The sequence below is a fragment of the Citrobacter sp. MGH100 genome (assembly GCF_001034465.1).
Lineage (GTDB): Bacteria > Pseudomonadota > Gammaproteobacteria > Enterobacterales > Enterobacteriaceae > Citrobacter > Citrobacter youngae.
In genome coordinates this window covers 1075007-1090295 of the sequence record NZ_KQ089800.1, presented here as the reverse complement: position 1 = coordinate 1090295, position 15289 = coordinate 1075007, and the positions used below count along the sequence as shown (strand labels likewise).

The following is a 15289-nucleotide window of genomic DNA, read 5'->3' as shown; positions in this document are numbered from 1 at the left end:
AACGCCATCAGAAAAGAGAAAACAGGAGTGCGACGGGAAAGCTCATCGGCCATGTCGCCCCGACTAATACCGCGCTCAGAAAGCGAATACGTTTTTTATCACGTGACAGAAACCAGGTGGTAATGGCCGCAATTGCAGCCATTACCGCATAAAAAAACAACATTTTTTGGTACAGAGACATTTAGGGCATCCAGGCCAGAAGAGAAAATCGCGCGCAATATGCTCTCTTTTATGACCCACATCAAGTTTTATTCATTTATTTAAAAAAACCGCCTAAATAACAGCCCACTTTCAATATGTTCAGATTTCGTACTATTGCGGATAGCTATAAGCCGTACTATACCCAAAGGGGTAAAAACGAAAGGTGGCAAAAATGAATGTTTCCAGTAAGACCGTGGTGCTGATAAATATATTTGCTGCTGTAGGACTTTTCAGCCTGATCTCCGTAAGGTTCGGCTGGTTTGCTTGATGTGACTCTTTTTGATGAATTGCAGCGCCTGCTGGCAGAGAGAAAATCTTCTCTCTGCCATTAGTAAACGATCTTCCCACTCCGCCACTGCCCGGTAAATTATCCTTAATATGTAACACCCCTAATCCTTCTGCGGCATTATTCCCCCGTGATAGCGGGTCGGTGTCGTACCTGTAAGCTGCCGAAAAAACACGATAAAAGCACTGTCGCTAACAAATTTCAGCTGTTGCGCCACCTGGCTGATTGAGTCACCCTCCGCCAACATCTCCATCGCCTTTAACAGCCTGAATTGCTGCCGCCAGGTCTGATAATTCATCCCTGTATCTCTGATAAAGATGCGGCTGATTGTCCGTTCGCAGGCACCGACCAGGCGGGACAACTGATTCAGTCGGGGCGGTAACGTCCCCATTCGAACCCCTTCCAGCCACAGATTCAGGCGGACATCAGAGGGAAACTGCAACGTCCAGTTTTCACGGCGTGCGGCCCTGATTTCCTCACAAAAAACAGTGATGAGGCTGGCCTGCTGCGTTTCTGTCATTTGCCAGGGCCAGAATGCCATCCGTTCTATGACTTCAAAAAAGAGCGGGTTCACTTCGACAACCTGTAGCGGCAATGCGGATAACGGCGGCAGAATGGTTGAAAAATATAATGACCGATAAGCCATCACCCCGCGCATGATGGCCCGGTGAACCGTACCCGCGGGGATCCAGACCGCACGGCGAGGCGGAAGCAGACACAGGGTATTTTCCAGTTCAATGGTGATACACCCCGCCGCCGAAAAGAGTAACTGATGGCGAAGATGACTGTGCCGACCTGAATCATGTACGCCCATATCAGAGGCAATACCCACTACTGTTTCCTTAAAACCATCCGGGTCGAAGACATCATCAGGCGCAATTTTCATCATCTGTCCGATATTTGATATATAAAGTCCTGATAATGGTAATAAGACATTTTCTATTCAGCAATAATCCCCCCAAGTTTTTTGCTTCTTGGATATTGCCATGAATATGACCCATCGACCGCCCTTGTGGCTTCTCACATTACTGATTATGTTTCCGCAACTGGTGGAAACCATTTACAGCCCGGCGTTGCCAAATATCGCCACGTTTTTTCAAATAAGCAGTGAACGTGCTGCTCAAACACTTTCCGTTTATTTTGTCGCCTTTGCCGTGGGGGTTGCGCTATGGGGCTGGCTTAGCGACTGCATTGGACGACGGTGGGCAATGGTAGCTGGACTTCTCTGTTACGGAGCGGGTTCCGTAATGGCGGTTATTGCCACTGATTTCAGCGTCTTGCTGCTGGCCCGTATGGTATCAGCCATTGGCGCGGCCGCCGGGTCTGTTGTGGTGCAGACTATGTTGAGGGACAGTTATGAATCAACAACACTGTCCCGCATTTTTTCCATTATGGGCGCAGCACTGGCAATCAGCCCGGTTTTTGGTCTGGTGAGCGGAGGTTGGTTAGTCAGTCTTTACGGCCATACGGGCGTTTTTACTGCGCTGGTATTGCTGGCGATACTGCTGCTGATGTTAACCGCAGCCTTATTGCCGGAAACACGGCCGGAGACTACGCGCAGACCACAATTAACGGGACTGGTCTCCCGGATGGTGAGGGACAGTACACTGTGGAAAAATGCCATGCTGGTTGCTCTGTTGAATACTATGCTATTCAGCTACTACAGCCTGGCCCCGTTTCTTTTCGGACAGTTAGGATGGAGTTCCAGGACATTTGGCTGGACGGGATCCTTGCTTGCCCTCGCGTCACTGTCAGGCAGCCTGCTGAATCGCAAGCTGTTAACGAGCGGTTTGTCATCGGGATATCTGGTGCGCCATGCCTGTGCTTTAGCTCTGCTGTCTGGTCTCGCGGCATGGTGGCTACAGCATTCAGTCTGGATTCTGTTGCCAGTGGTTGGGGTTGTTGTTGCCTATGGCATCGCGATCCCCAATGTGTTGAGTCAGGCTCTGCATCACTATCGTGAACAGGCCGGGGCCGCAGGTGCTCTGTTCGGATTATGCTACTACCTGTTACTGGGAATGATGTTAGGGTTAGCGGGTATCGTGCAGCAACTGGGATTGGTTCTGACTATCTGTGCGTTCATCGCCTGGCTATGTAGCCTGTGCCGTCGTTAGAACAATCACCTAAATAATCAGGCCCCGACATTGTGCCGGGGCCTGATGGTGTGCAAATTAGCCTGACCTCGCGGATATTTCCAACTTACCGCCGTCCGATGGCGACGAGGCCAGTGGCGCGAATAGTATAGACACACGTTTACCAATATTTAGCTATCCGTGCCCCATTTACCGCTCGCGCTTAAGATATTACTCATGCTTGATCATGACATGGCGAACAATCGTGTAATCTTCCAGCCCGTAAACCGACATATCCTTGCCATACCCAGACTGTTTTTGCCCGCCGTGGGGCATCTCGCTAACCAGCGTGAAGTGCGTATTGACCCAGGTACAACCATACTGCAGGCGGGCACTCAGTCGGTGCGCGCGACCAACATCCCGCGTCCAGACTGACGAGGCCAGTCCATACTTCGAATCATTGGCCCACGCCAGGACCTGATCTTCATCTTCAAAGACGGTAACACTGACCACCGGGCCAAAGACCTCACGCTGCACGATAGCATCTTCCTGTTTCGCGCCCGCCAGCAACGTTGGCGCAAAATAGTAGCCTGAACCCTCCACTTTTTTGCCGCCGGTGATGACCTTAATGTGTCCGAGCGCTTTCGCGTCATCGACCGCTTTAGCTACCCTGTCAAGATGCGCCTGTGAGCTTAACGGTCCCAGTTCTGTCGTTTCATCATTCGGTGCGCCGATTTTCAGGCTGGCAACTGCAGCGCCGAGTTTTTCGACCAACGCATCATAGATGCCTTTTTGCGCGTAGATTCGACAGGCAGCAGTGCAATCCTGTCCGGCGTTGTAATACCCAAAGGTCCGTACACCACTGACCACCGCATCAAGGTCCGCATCATCAAAAATAATCACCGGGGCTTTCCCGCCCAGTTCCATATGCGTGCGTTTAATCGAAGGCGCAGTATGCTGGATAATATGTTCCCCGGTCACAATGGAGCCGGTCAGTGAAACCATACGTACTTTTTCATGGCCGGTCAGCGGATCGCCCACTGTTTTACCACGACCAAACAGGACGTTAATCACGCCTGCCGGGTAAATATCTTTCGCATATTCCGCCAGTTTAAGCGCCGTCAGCGGGGTAATTTCTGAAGGTTTAATCACCACGCAGTTACCGGCGGCCAGCGCTGGAGCCAGCTTCCATGCCGCCATCATCAGCGGGTAGTTCCACGGCGCGATGGAGGCCACCACACCCAGCGGATCGCGACGAATCATGGAGGTATGCCCTTCCAGATACTCCCCAGCGGCCTGTCCTTGCAGGGTGCGCGCAGCCCCCGCGAAGAAACGGAAAACGTCCACGATGGCCGGAATTTCATCATTAAGCACACAATGTAGTGGTTTACCGCAGTTAAGCGATTCCAGCTCAGCGAAGGTCTGTGCATTATCTGCAATGGTGTCCGCCAGCTTTAACAACAGCTCCGAACGCACTTTCGGCGTGGTTTGGCCCCAGGAGGCAAACGCATTGTCTGCCGCGCGCACTGCGGCATCAACCTGCGCGGATGACGCCTCAGCAATCTCCAGAATAAGTTCACCAGTGGCAGGGTTATAAACTGGTTGCTTTTCACCTTCACCGCTGACCAGCTCACCGTTAATCAGTAATTGATGTTGCATAGCAATTTCCCATATCGTCGTTTATTTACTGTTTCCGGCGACGGTGTCGCCTTCACGCGTTAGCCACCAGGCCCCTAAAATTGGCAGTGTTGTTACCAGCATTACCAGCAATGCCACAACGTTGGTAACAGGCACATCTCGTGGGCGACCCAGTTGATTGAGCAGCCACAGCGGAAGTGTTCTTTCATGTCCGGCGGTGAACGTTGTCACGATGATTTCATCAAACGACAAGGCAAACGCCAGCATGCCCCCCGCCAGCAGTGCTGATGCCAGATTGGGCAGCACGACATAACGAAAGGTTTGCCAGCCGTTGGCGCCAAGATCCATAGACGCTTCAACCAGACTCCATGAGGTACGGCGAAAACGCGCCACGACGTTGTTAAAGACAACCACCACGCAAAACGTCGCATGACCCACCACGATCGTGAGAAAACCCGGTTCCAGGTTGATGGTCTTAAATGCCGTCAGCAGTGCCAGGCCGGTAATAATGCCCGGCAGCGCAATCGGCAACAGCAGCAACAGCGATATTGCGCTTTTACCGAAAAAGTCCCTGCGCCACAGCGCAGCCGCCGCCAGCGTCCCCAGTACCAGAGCGATTGCTGTCGACAACGCGGCGATTTTAAGTGACAACGTCACTGACTCAAGAATATCGCTACGCTGCGCCGCCACGCTAAACCAACGCAATGTCAGTCCCTGAGGCGGAAAACTAAAAGCAGCCTCCTCTGTATTAAAAGCATAGGTGCCGATGATGAGGATGGGAAAGTGCAGAAAAAGAACCCCTCCCCATGCTGCCAGTTTGAGTAACCAGGGTGCGCGTTCAGAGTGCATCGAAAGCTCCCAGACGCTTCACGAACGCCAGATACAGTGCAATTAAAACAATGGGCACCAGAGTGAATGCCGCCGCCATTGGCATATTGCCGATAGCCCCTTGTTGCGAATACACCATGTTGCCGATGAAATATCCCGGCGGTCCCACCAGTTGCGGCACAATAAAGTCACCCAGCGTCAGTGAAAAAGTAAAGATAGAACCGGCGGCTATACCGGGTATTGCCAGCGGGAAAACCACATAGCGGAAGGTTTGACGAGGACGCGCGCCCAGATCGGCCGATGCCTGCAAAAGCGAGGGCGGAAGCCGTTCCAGAGCAGCCTGAACCGGCAGGATCATAAAGGGAAGCCAGATGTAGACAAAAACCAAAAAGCGCCCTAATCCCGATGTTGACAGCGTATTACCGCCGACAGCCGGCAAGGTGAGGAAAGCGGTCAACAGTGGCTCCAGCCCGAGATGGGTTAGAAACCACTGCGCCACGCCGTCTTTCGCTAACAGCAGCGTCCACGCATAGGCTTTGACGATATAGCTCGCCCACATCGGCAACATGACGGCAATGTAAAAAAAGGCTTTCATTTTGCCACTGGTATAGCGCGCCATATACCATGCCATCGGGAACGCCAGAATGGCGCTGGCAATCGTCACCGCCACCGCCATTGTCAACGTTCGCACAATGATGTCGTAATTAGCCGGATTAAACAGCGCCTGCAGATTCGCCAGCGTCAGGTCTGGCGTCACCGACATAGTGAAATCGTCGAAGGTGTAAAAACCTTGCCACAACAGCGTCAGCAACGATCCAAAGTAGACGATGCCAAACCACATCAGCGGCCCGAGTAGTAGCAAAAACAGCCCAAGCCCTGGATTACGCCAGAAGAACCCCGAGATACGGTTCAGCTTTGTCGGCTGTGCTGGCGAATGTATGACGTTCATAGCCATTCACCTCTCCTCTACCAGCGGAACCATGACATCGCGTGACCACGATGCCATCACCTGCTGACCCGGCGACAGCGCCGACGGCAGCATTTCTCCCGTCAGGTTCGCCTGGCTCACCAGCAACTTTTCACCACCGGCAAGTTTCAGTTCAAAACGCGTCGCCGCCCCCTGGTACTGCACCGCCTGAATGACACCCCGAGCCTGAACCTCGCCCGCCATATCATTTAACCGAATGTGTTCCGGGCGCAGCGAGAACATCCCCTGTAAGCCACAGACGTTTGCCGACATCGCTTCGTCAAAGACGTTTGACGTACCTACAAAACTCGCCACAAACGGCGTGCGCGGACGCATGTAGAGTTCTCGCGGTGAATCCACTTGCTCGATACGACCATTGTTAAATACCGCCACACGATCGGACATCGACAGCGCCTCACCCTGATCGTGGGTGACAAAAATAAAGGTGATACCGAGAGACTGCTGGAGTTTTTTCAGCTCCAGTTGCATCTGTTCGCGTAGCTTGAGATCCAACGCGCCAAGTGGCTCATCCAACAGCAGGACGCGAGGCTCATTGACCAACGCACGGGCAATCGCTACACGCTGACGCTGTCCACCAGAGAGTTGTGATGGCTTGCGCTCATAGACAAAGCCGAGCGCAACCTTATCTAACGCTTCGCGTGCCCTGGCATGACGCTGCTTTTTATCAATGCCTTTCACCATCAGCCCATAAGCCACGTTGTCGAGAATCGACATATGCGGGAATAGTGCGTAATCCTGAAATACCGTATTGACGTCCCGTTCCCAGGGCGGTAATTCACTGGCTTGCTTACCAAAAATTTTAATTGAACCGCCCGAAAGCTGCTCAAACCCTGCAATCATGCGCAGACAGGTCGTTTTGCCGGAGCCGGATGGCCCCAGCATAGAGAAAAACTCACCATCATTAATTGCAATACTTACCCCATCAACTGCACGAACATCCCCGTACAGACGCGAGACATTATGAAACTCCACTGCGTACGTCATAAAACCCCCAGCGGAATTAACGACCGCCCATAATGGCGATGTAATCCTGCGTCCAGCGACTGTAAGGAACGAATTTTCCACCTTCTGCGATTGGCGTTTTCCAGAAAGCAATTTTGTCGAAATAGCTATAGCCGTTGGTTTCACAGCCTTTTTCGCCCAGCAGCGGGCTGGCTTTACAACCTTCAGGGACTACCGGCAGAGATCCAAACCAGGCTGCGACGTCGCCCTGAACTTTCGGGGTTAATGACCAGTTCATCCATTTGTAAGCACAAACAGGATGTTTTGCTTCGCTATGCAGCATGGTGGTGTCAGCCCAACCGGTGACGCCCTCTTTCGGGAAAACCGTGGCGATTGGCTGGCCTTCTGCTTTCAGGGCGTTAGCCTGATAGGGCCAGGCGCTTGATGCCACCACACCTTCGTTTTTGAAGTCACTCATTTGCACAGTGGTGTCATGCCAGTAGCGATGAATCAGTGCGTGCTGATCGCTCAGGACTTTGATGACCGCCTGATACTGTTTCTCGGTGAGCTGATAGGGATCGGTGATACCCAACTGCGGTTGAGTGGCTTTGACGAACAGCGCCGCATCGGCGATATAGATCGGGCCATCGTACGCCTGGACTCGTCCTTTATTGCTTTTTCCGTCCTCAAGTTTTTGCTCGACGAACACCACTTTCCAACTATCTGGCGGCGTTGGGAAGGTTTTGGTGTTATACATCAGCAAGTTGGGACCCCATTGATAAGGAGTGCCGTAAACTTTCCCACCGACGTTAAACCATTCCCCTTTGACCACGCGCGGATCGATAGTTTTCCAGTTTGGGATAAGCGCAGGATTTATAGGCTGGACACGTTTGCCCATAATCAGACGCAGTGAAGCATCACCAGAAGCCGTCACCAGGTCATAGCCGCCTTTCGCCATCAGGCTCACCATTTCGTCTGATGTGGCCGCTGTTTTAACATTGACGGCACAACCGGTTTCCTTCTCAAACTGCGAAACCCAGTCATATTGTTTATCGGTTTGTCCGCGTTCGATATAACCTGGCCAGGCAATAATATCCAGGCGCCCTTCCGGTTTATCTAATGATGTTGGGGGTTCGGCTGCATGGGCTGTCATCAGCGTCATACTGAGTGCACACAAGCTACTGAGGGCAAATTGCTTGCTCATAACGTCTTACTCCTGTCGAAAAAATATTGAGCGGCAGCCTTGCCGTAAATATATGTCCTTTCCTAAAAATAGTCGGGGTGTTGAAAGCGTTCCTGCTGGCGCAAGGAAATTTAATCAGGTTGTGAGCTAACGCTCATTACGCCACGGGTTATAGCAAAGTAATTTAATCTTCTGGAGTATAGACAAGGAGTTAAGTGCCAGGGTGGCACCAGGAAGAACTATTGATATTTCGTATGGTGGCACCTGATATAAATAACATCAGGGTTTAACATTCACTATTTCTAAAATAAGAATGCGCTATTCTTTTATATTGAATAGCACATTCAGTTTTATTTCATCATCTCGCGAATTAATTTTCCAAGCTGTTTAACCGCCTGTTCTTCGCGTTCACCCCAGTGCCATGCGGTATTAAAACGAAAGAAACGTGACCATGTCCCCGAGGTTGAAAACATCTTACCTGGTGCGATGCTGATGTGGTGCGCCAGCGCCTGGGTGCTGAGTTCTCCCGCATCCAGCGGTTCTGGCAGTTCGAGCCACAGAAAATAGCCGCTGTCGTTATGGTGTATTTTGACCTCTGCCGGAAGATGACGCAGCAACGTTTGCCAGGCCTGCTGTTTGCGTTCCGCCAGCTGACGACGCAGCCGTCGCAAATGCGCGTCATAACGCCGGGTCGACAGGTAGTCCACCAACGCAAGCTGCATTGGGGAACTGGTGGATAAGGTGCTCATCAACTGGAGTCGCTGAATACGACGGGCATGTTTCCCGGCAGCAACCCAACCGATGCGAAATCCGGGGACCAGACATTTCGAGAAAGATGAACAGTGCAACACCCTGTCTCCTCGATCCCACGCTTTAGCCGGCAGTGGTTTCTCCCGGCCAAAATAGAGTTCGCTGTAAACATCATCTTCAATCAGCATCACATTGTATTTTTCCAGTAATACGACCAGATGGGCTTTTTTCCGTGCGCTAAGTGTAAAACCCAACGGATTTTGGCTGTTGGTCATCAGCCAGCAGGCTTTGACCGGGTACTCCTGTAGGGCCTGCTCCAGTGCGACAAGGTCGATTCCGTCCTTCACGTCGGTGGCAACGGACAACGCCTTCAGGCGCAATCGCTCCAGAGCCTGTAATGCGCCGTAAAAACACGGATTTTCGACAATCACCCAATCCCCCGGCTCAGTGACCGCCTGCAGGCTCAGGTTAAGCGCTTCAAGTGCGCCAGTGGTGATCACAATTTCATCCGGAGAAAGGGTCATTCCCTGTTGCGCATATCGACGGGCAATAGCATGACGCAGTTCATCATTTCCTGGCGGCAGGTTTTCGATAACACTCATGGCGGTAGCCGTTTTACTCACCTGAGCCAGCGAGCGATTAAGCTGCTGAAGCGGAAATAAGCGTGGATCGGGGAAAGCGGATGCAAACGGCATCACGGAAGCATCACGACTGGCCTGCAGCATGTCAAAGATGTAGGTGTTGATATCCACGGCCTCATCGCGCATGACCTGTACCTGCGGCACGGCGGCTTCGCGTTCGGGGCGCGCGGCAACATAATAGCCCGACTGCGGCCGGGCGATGATCCGCCCCTGACTTTCCAGCAGTTGGTAGGCATGCCCCACGGTCATAAAACTCATCCCGCTGCTTGCCACCTGCTCGCGCAAAGAGGGCAACCGATCGCCTGGTTGCCATACGCCAGACGCGATTTGATCGCGAATTTGCTCCGCCAGTCGCTGGTATTTCTTCATTTTTCGTCCTGATATTCGGTATCGGTGACAACCTCTGTATATATCAGTCTACATAAATAACGATTTTTTCAGAACTGTTATAGTTAACAGTTTTACAACATCGTTAGCGAAAGCTCTTTGCCTGAGGCCCGGGCAGCTATCTGTACAGCATCAATTTTCGGGGTGTGCTTTAAGGCGAATAAACAGGTGATGTTCACATAGTCATCAGCACCGTCAATCACCGCAGACCACGTGATAAACTCATTATCGTCGAAGTAAAATTCAAATGCGGGACCAGATTGCATATCAGATCGTGCGACCTATAACGGCAGCACAACTGTTATGGTTAAAAAGAACTGTTCTGTTTCTGCCCCACATTTCGCCAGGGGCTTAGAATTGCGCCAAATCAATTTTGCCTGCGGAGTTAAGCATGTTCGGTCTTGATGCGTTTCACCTGGCGAGGATCCAGTTCGCGTTTACGGTGTCCTTTCACATCATTTTTCCGGCCATTACTATCGGTCTTGCCAGCTATCTGGCGGTGCTGGAAGGTCTCTGGTTGAAAACCAAAAATCCGACCTGGCGTTCGCTGTATCATTTCTGGTCGAAAATCTTCGCCGTAAACTTTGGTATGGGCGTAGTGTCCGGGCTGGTGATGGCTTATCAGTTCGGCACTAACTGGAGCGGTTTTTCTGAGTTTGCCGGGAGCATCACCGGGCCGCTGCTGACCTATGAAGTGTTAACCGCCTTCTTCCTCGAAGCAGGCTTCCTCGGCGTAATGCTGTTTGGCTGGAACCGTGTGGGGGCAGGCCTGCACTTCTTTGCAACTTGCATGGTTGCGCTGGGGACAATTATTTCTACCTTCTGGATACTGGCCTCCAACAGCTGGATGCAGACTCCACAGGGCTATGAAATCGTCAATGGACAGGTCGTTCCCGTCGACTGGTTCGCCGTTATTTTCAACCCTTCATTCCCATATCGTTTGTTGCATATGTCCGTTGCCGCTTTCCTGAGCAGTGCGCTGTTTGTTGCGGCGTCAGGGGCATGGCATTTATTACGTGGGAATAACACTCCGGCTATTCGCGCCATGTTTTCGATGGCGCTGTGGATGACGCTGATCGTCGCCCCGCTGCAGGCATTGATTGGCGATATGCACGGGTTGAATACGCTGAAGCACCAGCCGGCAAAAATTGCCGCGATTGAAGGACACTGGGAAAATCCGCCCGGCGAACCGACTCCGTTGCTACTGTTCGGCTGGCCGGATATGGAGCAGGAGCGCACCCACTATGGGCTGGAAATTCCGGCGCTGGGCAGTCTGATCCTGACCCATAGTCTGGATAAACAGGTCCCGGCCCTGAAAGAGTTTCCTAAAGAAGACAGGCCCAACTCCACCATGGTGTTCTGGTCGTTTCGCATTATGGCGGGGCTAGGCATGCTGATGATCCTGTTGGGTGCGTTTGCCCTGTGGCTACGTTATAAGCAGCGTTTATACACCTCGCGCGCTTTCTTGCGCTTTGCCTTGTGGATGGGCCCTTCCGGTCTGATTGCCATCCTCGCTGGCTGGGTGACCACTGAAGTTGGCCGTCAGCCGTGGGTGGTTTACGGTTTGCAACGCACAGCGGATGCGGTTTCCGCACATGGTGATTTGCATATGAGCATCAGCCTGCTGGCTTTCTTTGTGGTTTACAGCTCGGTCTTCGGTGTGGGTTATAGCTACATGATTCGCCTGATCCGTAAAGGACCACAGGAAGATGATCCGACCCTCCCGCCAGCTGGCACACCCGCACGGCCGCTTTCCGCTGCCGTCCTCGATTCTCAAGCTGAGGCACATCGCTAATGGGTATTGATTTATCAGTTATCTGGTTCGTTATTATCGTGTTCGCCACGCTGATGTATATCGTGATGGACGGCTTTGATCTCGGGATCGGTATTTTATTTCCCGCTATTCAGGACGCTGATGACCGCGACGTGATGGTCAACAGCGTCGCACCGGTATGGGATGGGAATGAAACCTGGCTGGTGCTGGGCGGTGCAGGATTGTTTGGCGCATTTCCTCTGGCCTATGCAGTCATTGTCGATGCACTGACGATCCCACTCACCCTGATGCTGATTGGCCTGATTTTTCGCGGCGTTGCCTTTGAGTTTCGCTTCAAGGCCACGCCGGCGCATCGACCATTCTGGGATAAAGCCTTTCTGGGCGGTTCAATTCTTGCCACGTTTACCCAGGGAGTGGTCGTGGGCGCGGTACTCAACGGATTTTCCGTCACTGGCCGCAGCTACAGCGGCGGTCCGTTTGACTGGTTAACGCCTTTCACGTTGTTTTGCGGGCTGGGGCTGGTGGTGGCCTACGCCCTGCTGGGGGCAACATGGCTGGTGATGAAAAGCGAAAACCCGCTACAGGATAAAATGCGCAGTGTGGCAAAAAAACTGCTGCTGGCGATGTTGGCTGTCATTGCCATTATCAGCCTATGGACGCCGCTGGCGCACAGTGCCATTGCCGATCGTTGGTTTAGCCTGCCAAATCTGTGGTTCCTGATGCCGGTGCCGCTGCTGGTTGCGCTAATGAGCCTGTGGCTGTGGCGTTCTCTGGGCCAGCAGCATAGCCATGCCCCGCCATTTATATTGACGCTGGGTTTAATTTTTCTCGGTTTCAGCGGGTTGGGGATTAGTATCTGGCCACACATCATTCCACCGTCTATTACCCTTTGGCAGGCGGCGGCTCCGGCGCAAAGTCAGGGCTTTATGTTGGTGGGCGCACTGCTGATTATCCCGATAATCCTGGTGTACACCTTCTGGAGTTACTACGTTTTCCGCGGCAAAGTTCAACATGGTGAGGGGTATCATTGATGGAACAATCAATCTGGAAACGTCTGATGTGGCTGATCATTCTCTGGGGCGGCAGCGTGCTGGCCCTGGCGGCCGTCGGTTCATTCTTTCGCTTACTGATGACGGCGGCGGGATTTAAGTCCTGATTTTCCCCCCCGGTAACAACCGGGTCGCGCTGCGCTTCCCGGTTTTAACAAATCCTAACGTTGACTAAACAAAAATGTAAAAAACATCGAATTGGCAAAACAGAGATTGCCATTAACCCGATTAAAATATTGAATAGTCACCTGACGAAATTATCGCCAATTCCGCAGCTAACGTACCAGAGGGTGCATGATGTTTAAGAAAGGGTTAACGGTGTTATTGCTGGCTAGCGCGCTTTTTTCGGGTCAGCTTTTCGCTACTAATCAGGGACATGAATATCTTCAGGTGCAGGATGCCGATCACCTATTACGACACACGGCCGACAGCGATGAGCTGCGAGTAACGGCGGAAGAATCCGCCGCCGATCTTCGCGAGCACCACCACTGGCAGAAATCACGCAAACCCGATATCCATATGAGTTAACCGTCAGCCTTTACGCTTCGGCAGCGTCTTCATCAGGTCTTCGGGGCTGACGGAAGCCACTACGCTGCCCGGCAATGGCATCTTCAGGATGTGATGTTTCATCTTGCCGATCACGTGCATTTCGCACGGTCGGCAATCAAATTTCAGCGTCAGCACTTCATCGCCATTTACCAATTGCATCGGCGTGGCTTTCCAGCTCTTGATATTCCCTTTCGCCTGTTTCGGACACAGATTGAATGCAAAACGCAGGCAGTGCTTGGTAATCATCACTGGAACATCGCCCTTTTCTTCATGCGCTTCATAGGCTGCATCAATCAACTGGACGCCATAACGGTGGTAAAACTCACGCGCTTTATGGTTATAGACGTTAGCCAGAAAACTCAGATGCGTTTGCGGATAGACCGGTGCCGGCTGGGCAACAGGTTTACGACTGCCACGCTGGTAGTTTTCCAGACGCGCGGCATCCAGCATGTCGATGGCTTCACGGCGCAACTGATTCAGTTGACCATTCGGTACAAACAGCGCGCCCGGCAGATTCACCTGAATATTGCGGGCGTAGTACATCGTCTGCCCAAGTTTTGCCAGTCCGTCCTGTAGGTTACTCAACGCTTTTTCCGCATTGTTCGCTTCCTCAAACTGACCATCCAGCGTATGGGTGATACTCACGCCGTCTTCACTGGTCAGTGTCAGGATCAACTGTTCCTGCCAGCCGCCCAATTCAATATCAACCGCGACACGGCGTTCGCTGGAGGTTTTGGTCAGCGCCTGTTGCCAGTTATGATCAAGGTTGCGATTCAGCGGATGGTTAGCACGAACTTTGTGCAGATCGGCAGGCATTTCATTCGGCCACACCCGATAACGATTGTGCCCGGTTTTTTCAACGGTATTAGCGCGAAATCCCACGACTTCACGCTTGATTAACACGTTCAGGCCATCCCCGTTTGCCAGCGGTTCCGTCACGTCGACATCAAGATAATCCTTCGCCACCTTCAGGACTTCACCCACTGGCAAGCCAATGAATTTAGGTGAGTCGAATGCACCAATGTCGCCTTTACGGGCATTTACAAAATAGTCAGTGCTACCGCGGTGGAAGGTTTTCTCCGTAGATGGCGTGAAGAAATGCTCAGTGCGACCTGCAGATGAACGAGCCAGATCGCCGCGTTCTTCGATGATGGCATCCAGCATCTTCCGGTAATGTGCAGTGATGTTTTTCACATAGCTCATGTCTTTGTAGCGCCCTTCAATTTTGAAGGAACGTACTCCGGCATCAATCAACGCACCGAGGTTGGCGGTCTGATCGTTATCTTTCATCGACAGCAGGTGTTTTTCATACGACACCACCCGGCCCTGATCGTCTTTCAGGGTATACGGTAGTCGGCAGGCTTGTGAACAGTCGCCGCGGTTAGCGCTGCGCCCGGTTTGCGCATGAGAGATATAGCACTGGCCTGAATAAGCAACGCATAACGCACCGTGGATGAAAAACTCGATCGTCGCGTCCGTCACCTGATGAATCGCGTGAATCTGCTCAAGACTCAGTTCGCGCGCCAGTACAATCTGCGTGAATCCGACATCAGAAAGAAACTTCGCCTTCTCGACGCTGCGAATATCACACTGGGTGCTGGCATGCAGTTCAATCGGTGGGATATCCAGTTCCAGAATCCCCATATCCTGCACAATCAGCGCATCAACGCCAGTGTGATACAAATCGGTAATTAACCGCTGAGCAGGTTCCAGCTCATCATCATGCAAAATCGTGTTCAACGTCACAAAGATTTTCGCCCCATATCGATGAGCGAATGGCACCAGTTCAGCGATGTCTTTCAGGCTGTTACTGGCGTTATGACGCGCGCCAAAACCCGGTCCGCCAATGTAAACGGCGTCAGCACCGTGCAAAATGGCTTCACGCGCAATGGCGGTATCCCGGGCCGGGCTTAACAATTCAAGGTGATGAGGTTGCTGGCGCATACAGTTGTTACCATCCACAAGCGGTAAAAATGGCGGCTATTGTAGTCAGAAGCGCGA

16 protein-coding genes are annotated in these 15289 nt (G+C 52.3%); 6 read left to right on the top strand and 10 right to left on the bottom strand.

Translation table 11 applies throughout. From position 1 onward, the window contains the following. Positions 1-7 precede the first annotated feature (7 nt). Complete coding sequence (locus SK32_RS24390; protein ID WP_075551376.1) at positions 8-181, bottom strand: GhoT/OrtT family toxin; 174 nt, start codon at positions 179-181, stop codon at positions 8-10. A 192-nt stretch (positions 182-373) separates the two neighbouring features. Here SK32_RS24390 and yncL point away from each other — a divergent pair, with 192 nt between their 5' ends. Then, positions 374-469 carry a stress response membrane protein YncL gene (gene yncL / locus SK32_RS24385; RefSeq protein WP_071828932.1) on the top strand — a complete coding sequence of 32 codons (96 nt, stop codon included), beginning with the start codon at positions 374-376 and terminating at the stop codon, positions 467-469. Between the two features lie 121 nt (positions 470-590). Here the strand turns inward: yncL and SK32_RS05150 are convergent, their stop codons facing one another. Then, positions 591-1373, bottom strand: a complete 783-nt coding sequence (locus SK32_RS05150; RefSeq protein ID WP_048212585.1) for an AraC family transcriptional regulator — start codon at positions 1371-1373, stop codon at positions 591-593. A gap of 100 nt (positions 1374-1473) precedes the next feature. On the opposite strand from SK32_RS05150, the gene SK32_RS05145 reads away from it, so the two are divergent. Beyond that, a complete protein-coding gene (locus tag SK32_RS05145; RefSeq protein WP_048211606.1) occupies positions 1474-2601 on the top strand; it encodes a multidrug effflux MFS transporter in 1128 nt (375 codons plus the stop codon). A gap of 189 nt (positions 2602-2790) precedes the next feature. On the opposite strand, the gene patD is transcribed toward SK32_RS05145, so the two are convergent. The 7 genes from patD to SK32_RS26680 all read right to left on the bottom strand — a co-directional run bounded on the left by patD (position 2791) and on the right by SK32_RS26680 (position 10182). Next, a complete protein-coding gene (patD, locus tag SK32_RS05140; RefSeq protein WP_048211605.1) occupies positions 2791-4218 on the bottom strand; it encodes an aminobutyraldehyde dehydrogenase in 1428 nt (475 codons plus the stop codon). A gap of 21 nt (positions 4219-4239) precedes the next feature. Further along, a complete protein-coding gene (locus SK32_RS05135; RefSeq protein WP_048211604.1) occupies positions 4240-5046 on the bottom strand; it encodes an ABC transporter permease in 807 nt (268 codons plus the stop codon). Further along, entirely contained in the window at positions 5036-5980 is a 945-nt protein-coding gene (locus tag SK32_RS05130) for an ABC transporter permease (protein WP_005126750.1), read from the bottom strand. Before SK32_RS05130 ends, SK32_RS05135 begins: the two co-directional genes overlap by 11 nt. Then, positions 5981-6997 carry an ABC transporter ATP-binding protein gene (locus SK32_RS05125; RefSeq protein ID WP_048211603.1) on the bottom strand — a complete coding sequence of 339 codons (1017 nt, stop codon included), beginning with the start codon at positions 6995-6997 and terminating at the stop codon, positions 5981-5983. 16 nt (positions 6998-7013) lie between these two features. Beyond that, a complete protein-coding gene (gene ydcS / locus SK32_RS05120) occupies positions 7014-8159 on the bottom strand; it encodes a putative ABC transporter substrate-binding protein YdcS (protein WP_048211602.1) in 1146 nt (381 codons plus the stop codon). 329 nt (positions 8160-8488) lie between these two features. Beyond that, positions 8489-9898 (bottom strand): aminotransferase-like domain-containing protein, encoded by a 1410-nt coding sequence (locus tag SK32_RS05115; RefSeq protein WP_048211601.1) that lies wholly within the window; start codon positions 9896-9898, stop codon positions 8489-8491. Between the two features lie 92 nt (positions 9899-9990). After that, positions 9991-10182 (bottom strand): hypothetical protein, encoded by a 192-nt coding sequence (locus tag SK32_RS26680; RefSeq protein WP_053065221.1) that lies wholly within the window; start codon positions 10180-10182, stop codon positions 9991-9993. 125 nt (positions 10183-10307) lie between these two features. On the opposite strand from SK32_RS26680, the gene SK32_RS05105 reads away from it, so the two are divergent. From SK32_RS05105 to SK32_RS05095, 4 genes are all read left to right on the top strand, one after another. Further along, on the top strand, positions 10308-11711 hold the full coding sequence (locus tag SK32_RS05105) for a cytochrome ubiquinol oxidase subunit I (RefSeq protein ID WP_048211600.1): 1404 nt from the start codon (positions 10308-10310) through the stop codon (positions 11709-11711). Further along, positions 11711-12721, top strand: coding sequence for a cytochrome d ubiquinol oxidase subunit II (cydB, locus tag SK32_RS05100; protein ID WP_048211599.1), 1011 nt, complete (start codon positions 11711-11713; stop codon positions 12719-12721). Before SK32_RS05105 ends, cydB begins: the two co-directional genes overlap by 1 nt. Further along, positions 12721-12846 (top strand): DUF2474 domain-containing protein, encoded by a 126-nt coding sequence (locus SK32_RS24380; protein WP_071887343.1) that lies wholly within the window; start codon positions 12721-12723, stop codon positions 12844-12846. Before cydB ends, SK32_RS24380 begins: the two co-directional genes overlap by 1 nt. Positions 12847-13036: 190 nt before the next feature. After that, positions 13037-13267: a DUF2554 family protein gene (locus SK32_RS05095; protein ID WP_048211598.1), complete on the top strand. Its 231-nt coding sequence runs from the start codon at positions 13037-13039 to the stop codon at positions 13265-13267. A gap of 3 nt (positions 13268-13270) precedes the next feature. Here SK32_RS05095 and SK32_RS05090 read toward each other — a convergent pair whose 3' ends face one another. Then, entirely contained in the window at positions 13271-15232 is a 1962-nt protein-coding gene (locus SK32_RS05090; protein WP_048211597.1) for a peptidase U32 family protein, read from the bottom strand. Positions 15233-15289: the final 57 nt, after the last annotated feature.

Bases quoted from the DNA above. Each gene is read 5' to 3' on its own strand.
- SK32_RS24390 (WP_075551376.1), bottom strand. From the start codon at position 181: ATGTCTCTGTACCAAAAAATGTTGTTTTTTTATGCGGTAATGGCTGCA.
- yncL (WP_071828932.1), top strand. From the start codon at position 374: ATGAATGTTTCCAGTAAGACCGTGGTGCTGATAAATATATTTGCTGCT.
- SK32_RS05150 (WP_048212585.1), bottom strand. From the start codon at position 1,373: ATGAAAATTGCGCCTGATGATGTCTTCGACCCGGATGGTTTTAAGGAA.
- SK32_RS05145 (WP_048211606.1), top strand. From the start codon at position 1,474: ATGAATATGACCCATCGACCGCCCTTGTGGCTTCTCACATTACTGATT.
- patD (WP_048211605.1), bottom strand. From the start codon at position 4,218: ATGCAACATCAATTACTGATTAACGGTGAGCTGGTCAGCGGTGAAGGT.
- SK32_RS05135 (WP_048211604.1), bottom strand. From the start codon at position 5,046: ATGCACTCTGAACGCGCACCCTGGTTACTCAAACTGGCAGCATGGGGA.
- SK32_RS05130 (WP_005126750.1), bottom strand. From the start codon at position 5,980: ATGGCTATGAACGTCATACATTCGCCAGCACAGCCGACAAAGCTGAAC.
- SK32_RS05125 (WP_048211603.1), bottom strand. From the start codon at position 6,997: ATGACGTACGCAGTGGAGTTTCATAATGTCTCGCGTCTGTACGGGGAT.
- ydcS (WP_048211602.1), bottom strand. From the start codon at position 8,159: ATGAGCAAGCAATTTGCCCTCAGTAGCTTGTGTGCACTCAGTATGACG.
- SK32_RS05115 (WP_048211601.1), bottom strand. From the start codon at position 9,898: ATGAAGAAATACCAGCGACTGGCGGAGCAAATTCGCGATCAAATCGCG.
- SK32_RS26680 (WP_053065221.1), bottom strand. From the start codon at position 10,182: ATGCAATCTGGTCCCGCATTTGAATTTTACTTCGACGATAATGAGTTT.
- SK32_RS05105 (WP_048211600.1), top strand. From the start codon at position 10,308: ATGTTCGGTCTTGATGCGTTTCACCTGGCGAGGATCCAGTTCGCGTTT.
- cydB (WP_048211599.1), top strand. From the start codon at position 11,711: ATGGGTATTGATTTATCAGTTATCTGGTTCGTTATTATCGTGTTCGCC.
- SK32_RS24380 (WP_071887343.1), top strand. From the start codon at position 12,721: ATGGAACAATCAATCTGGAAACGTCTGATGTGGCTGATCATTCTCTGG.
- SK32_RS05095 (WP_048211598.1), top strand. From the start codon at position 13,037: ATGTTTAAGAAAGGGTTAACGGTGTTATTGCTGGCTAGCGCGCTTTTT.
- SK32_RS05090 (WP_048211597.1), bottom strand. From the start codon at position 15,232: ATGCGCCAGCAACCTCATCACCTTGAATTGTTAAGCCCGGCCCGGGAT.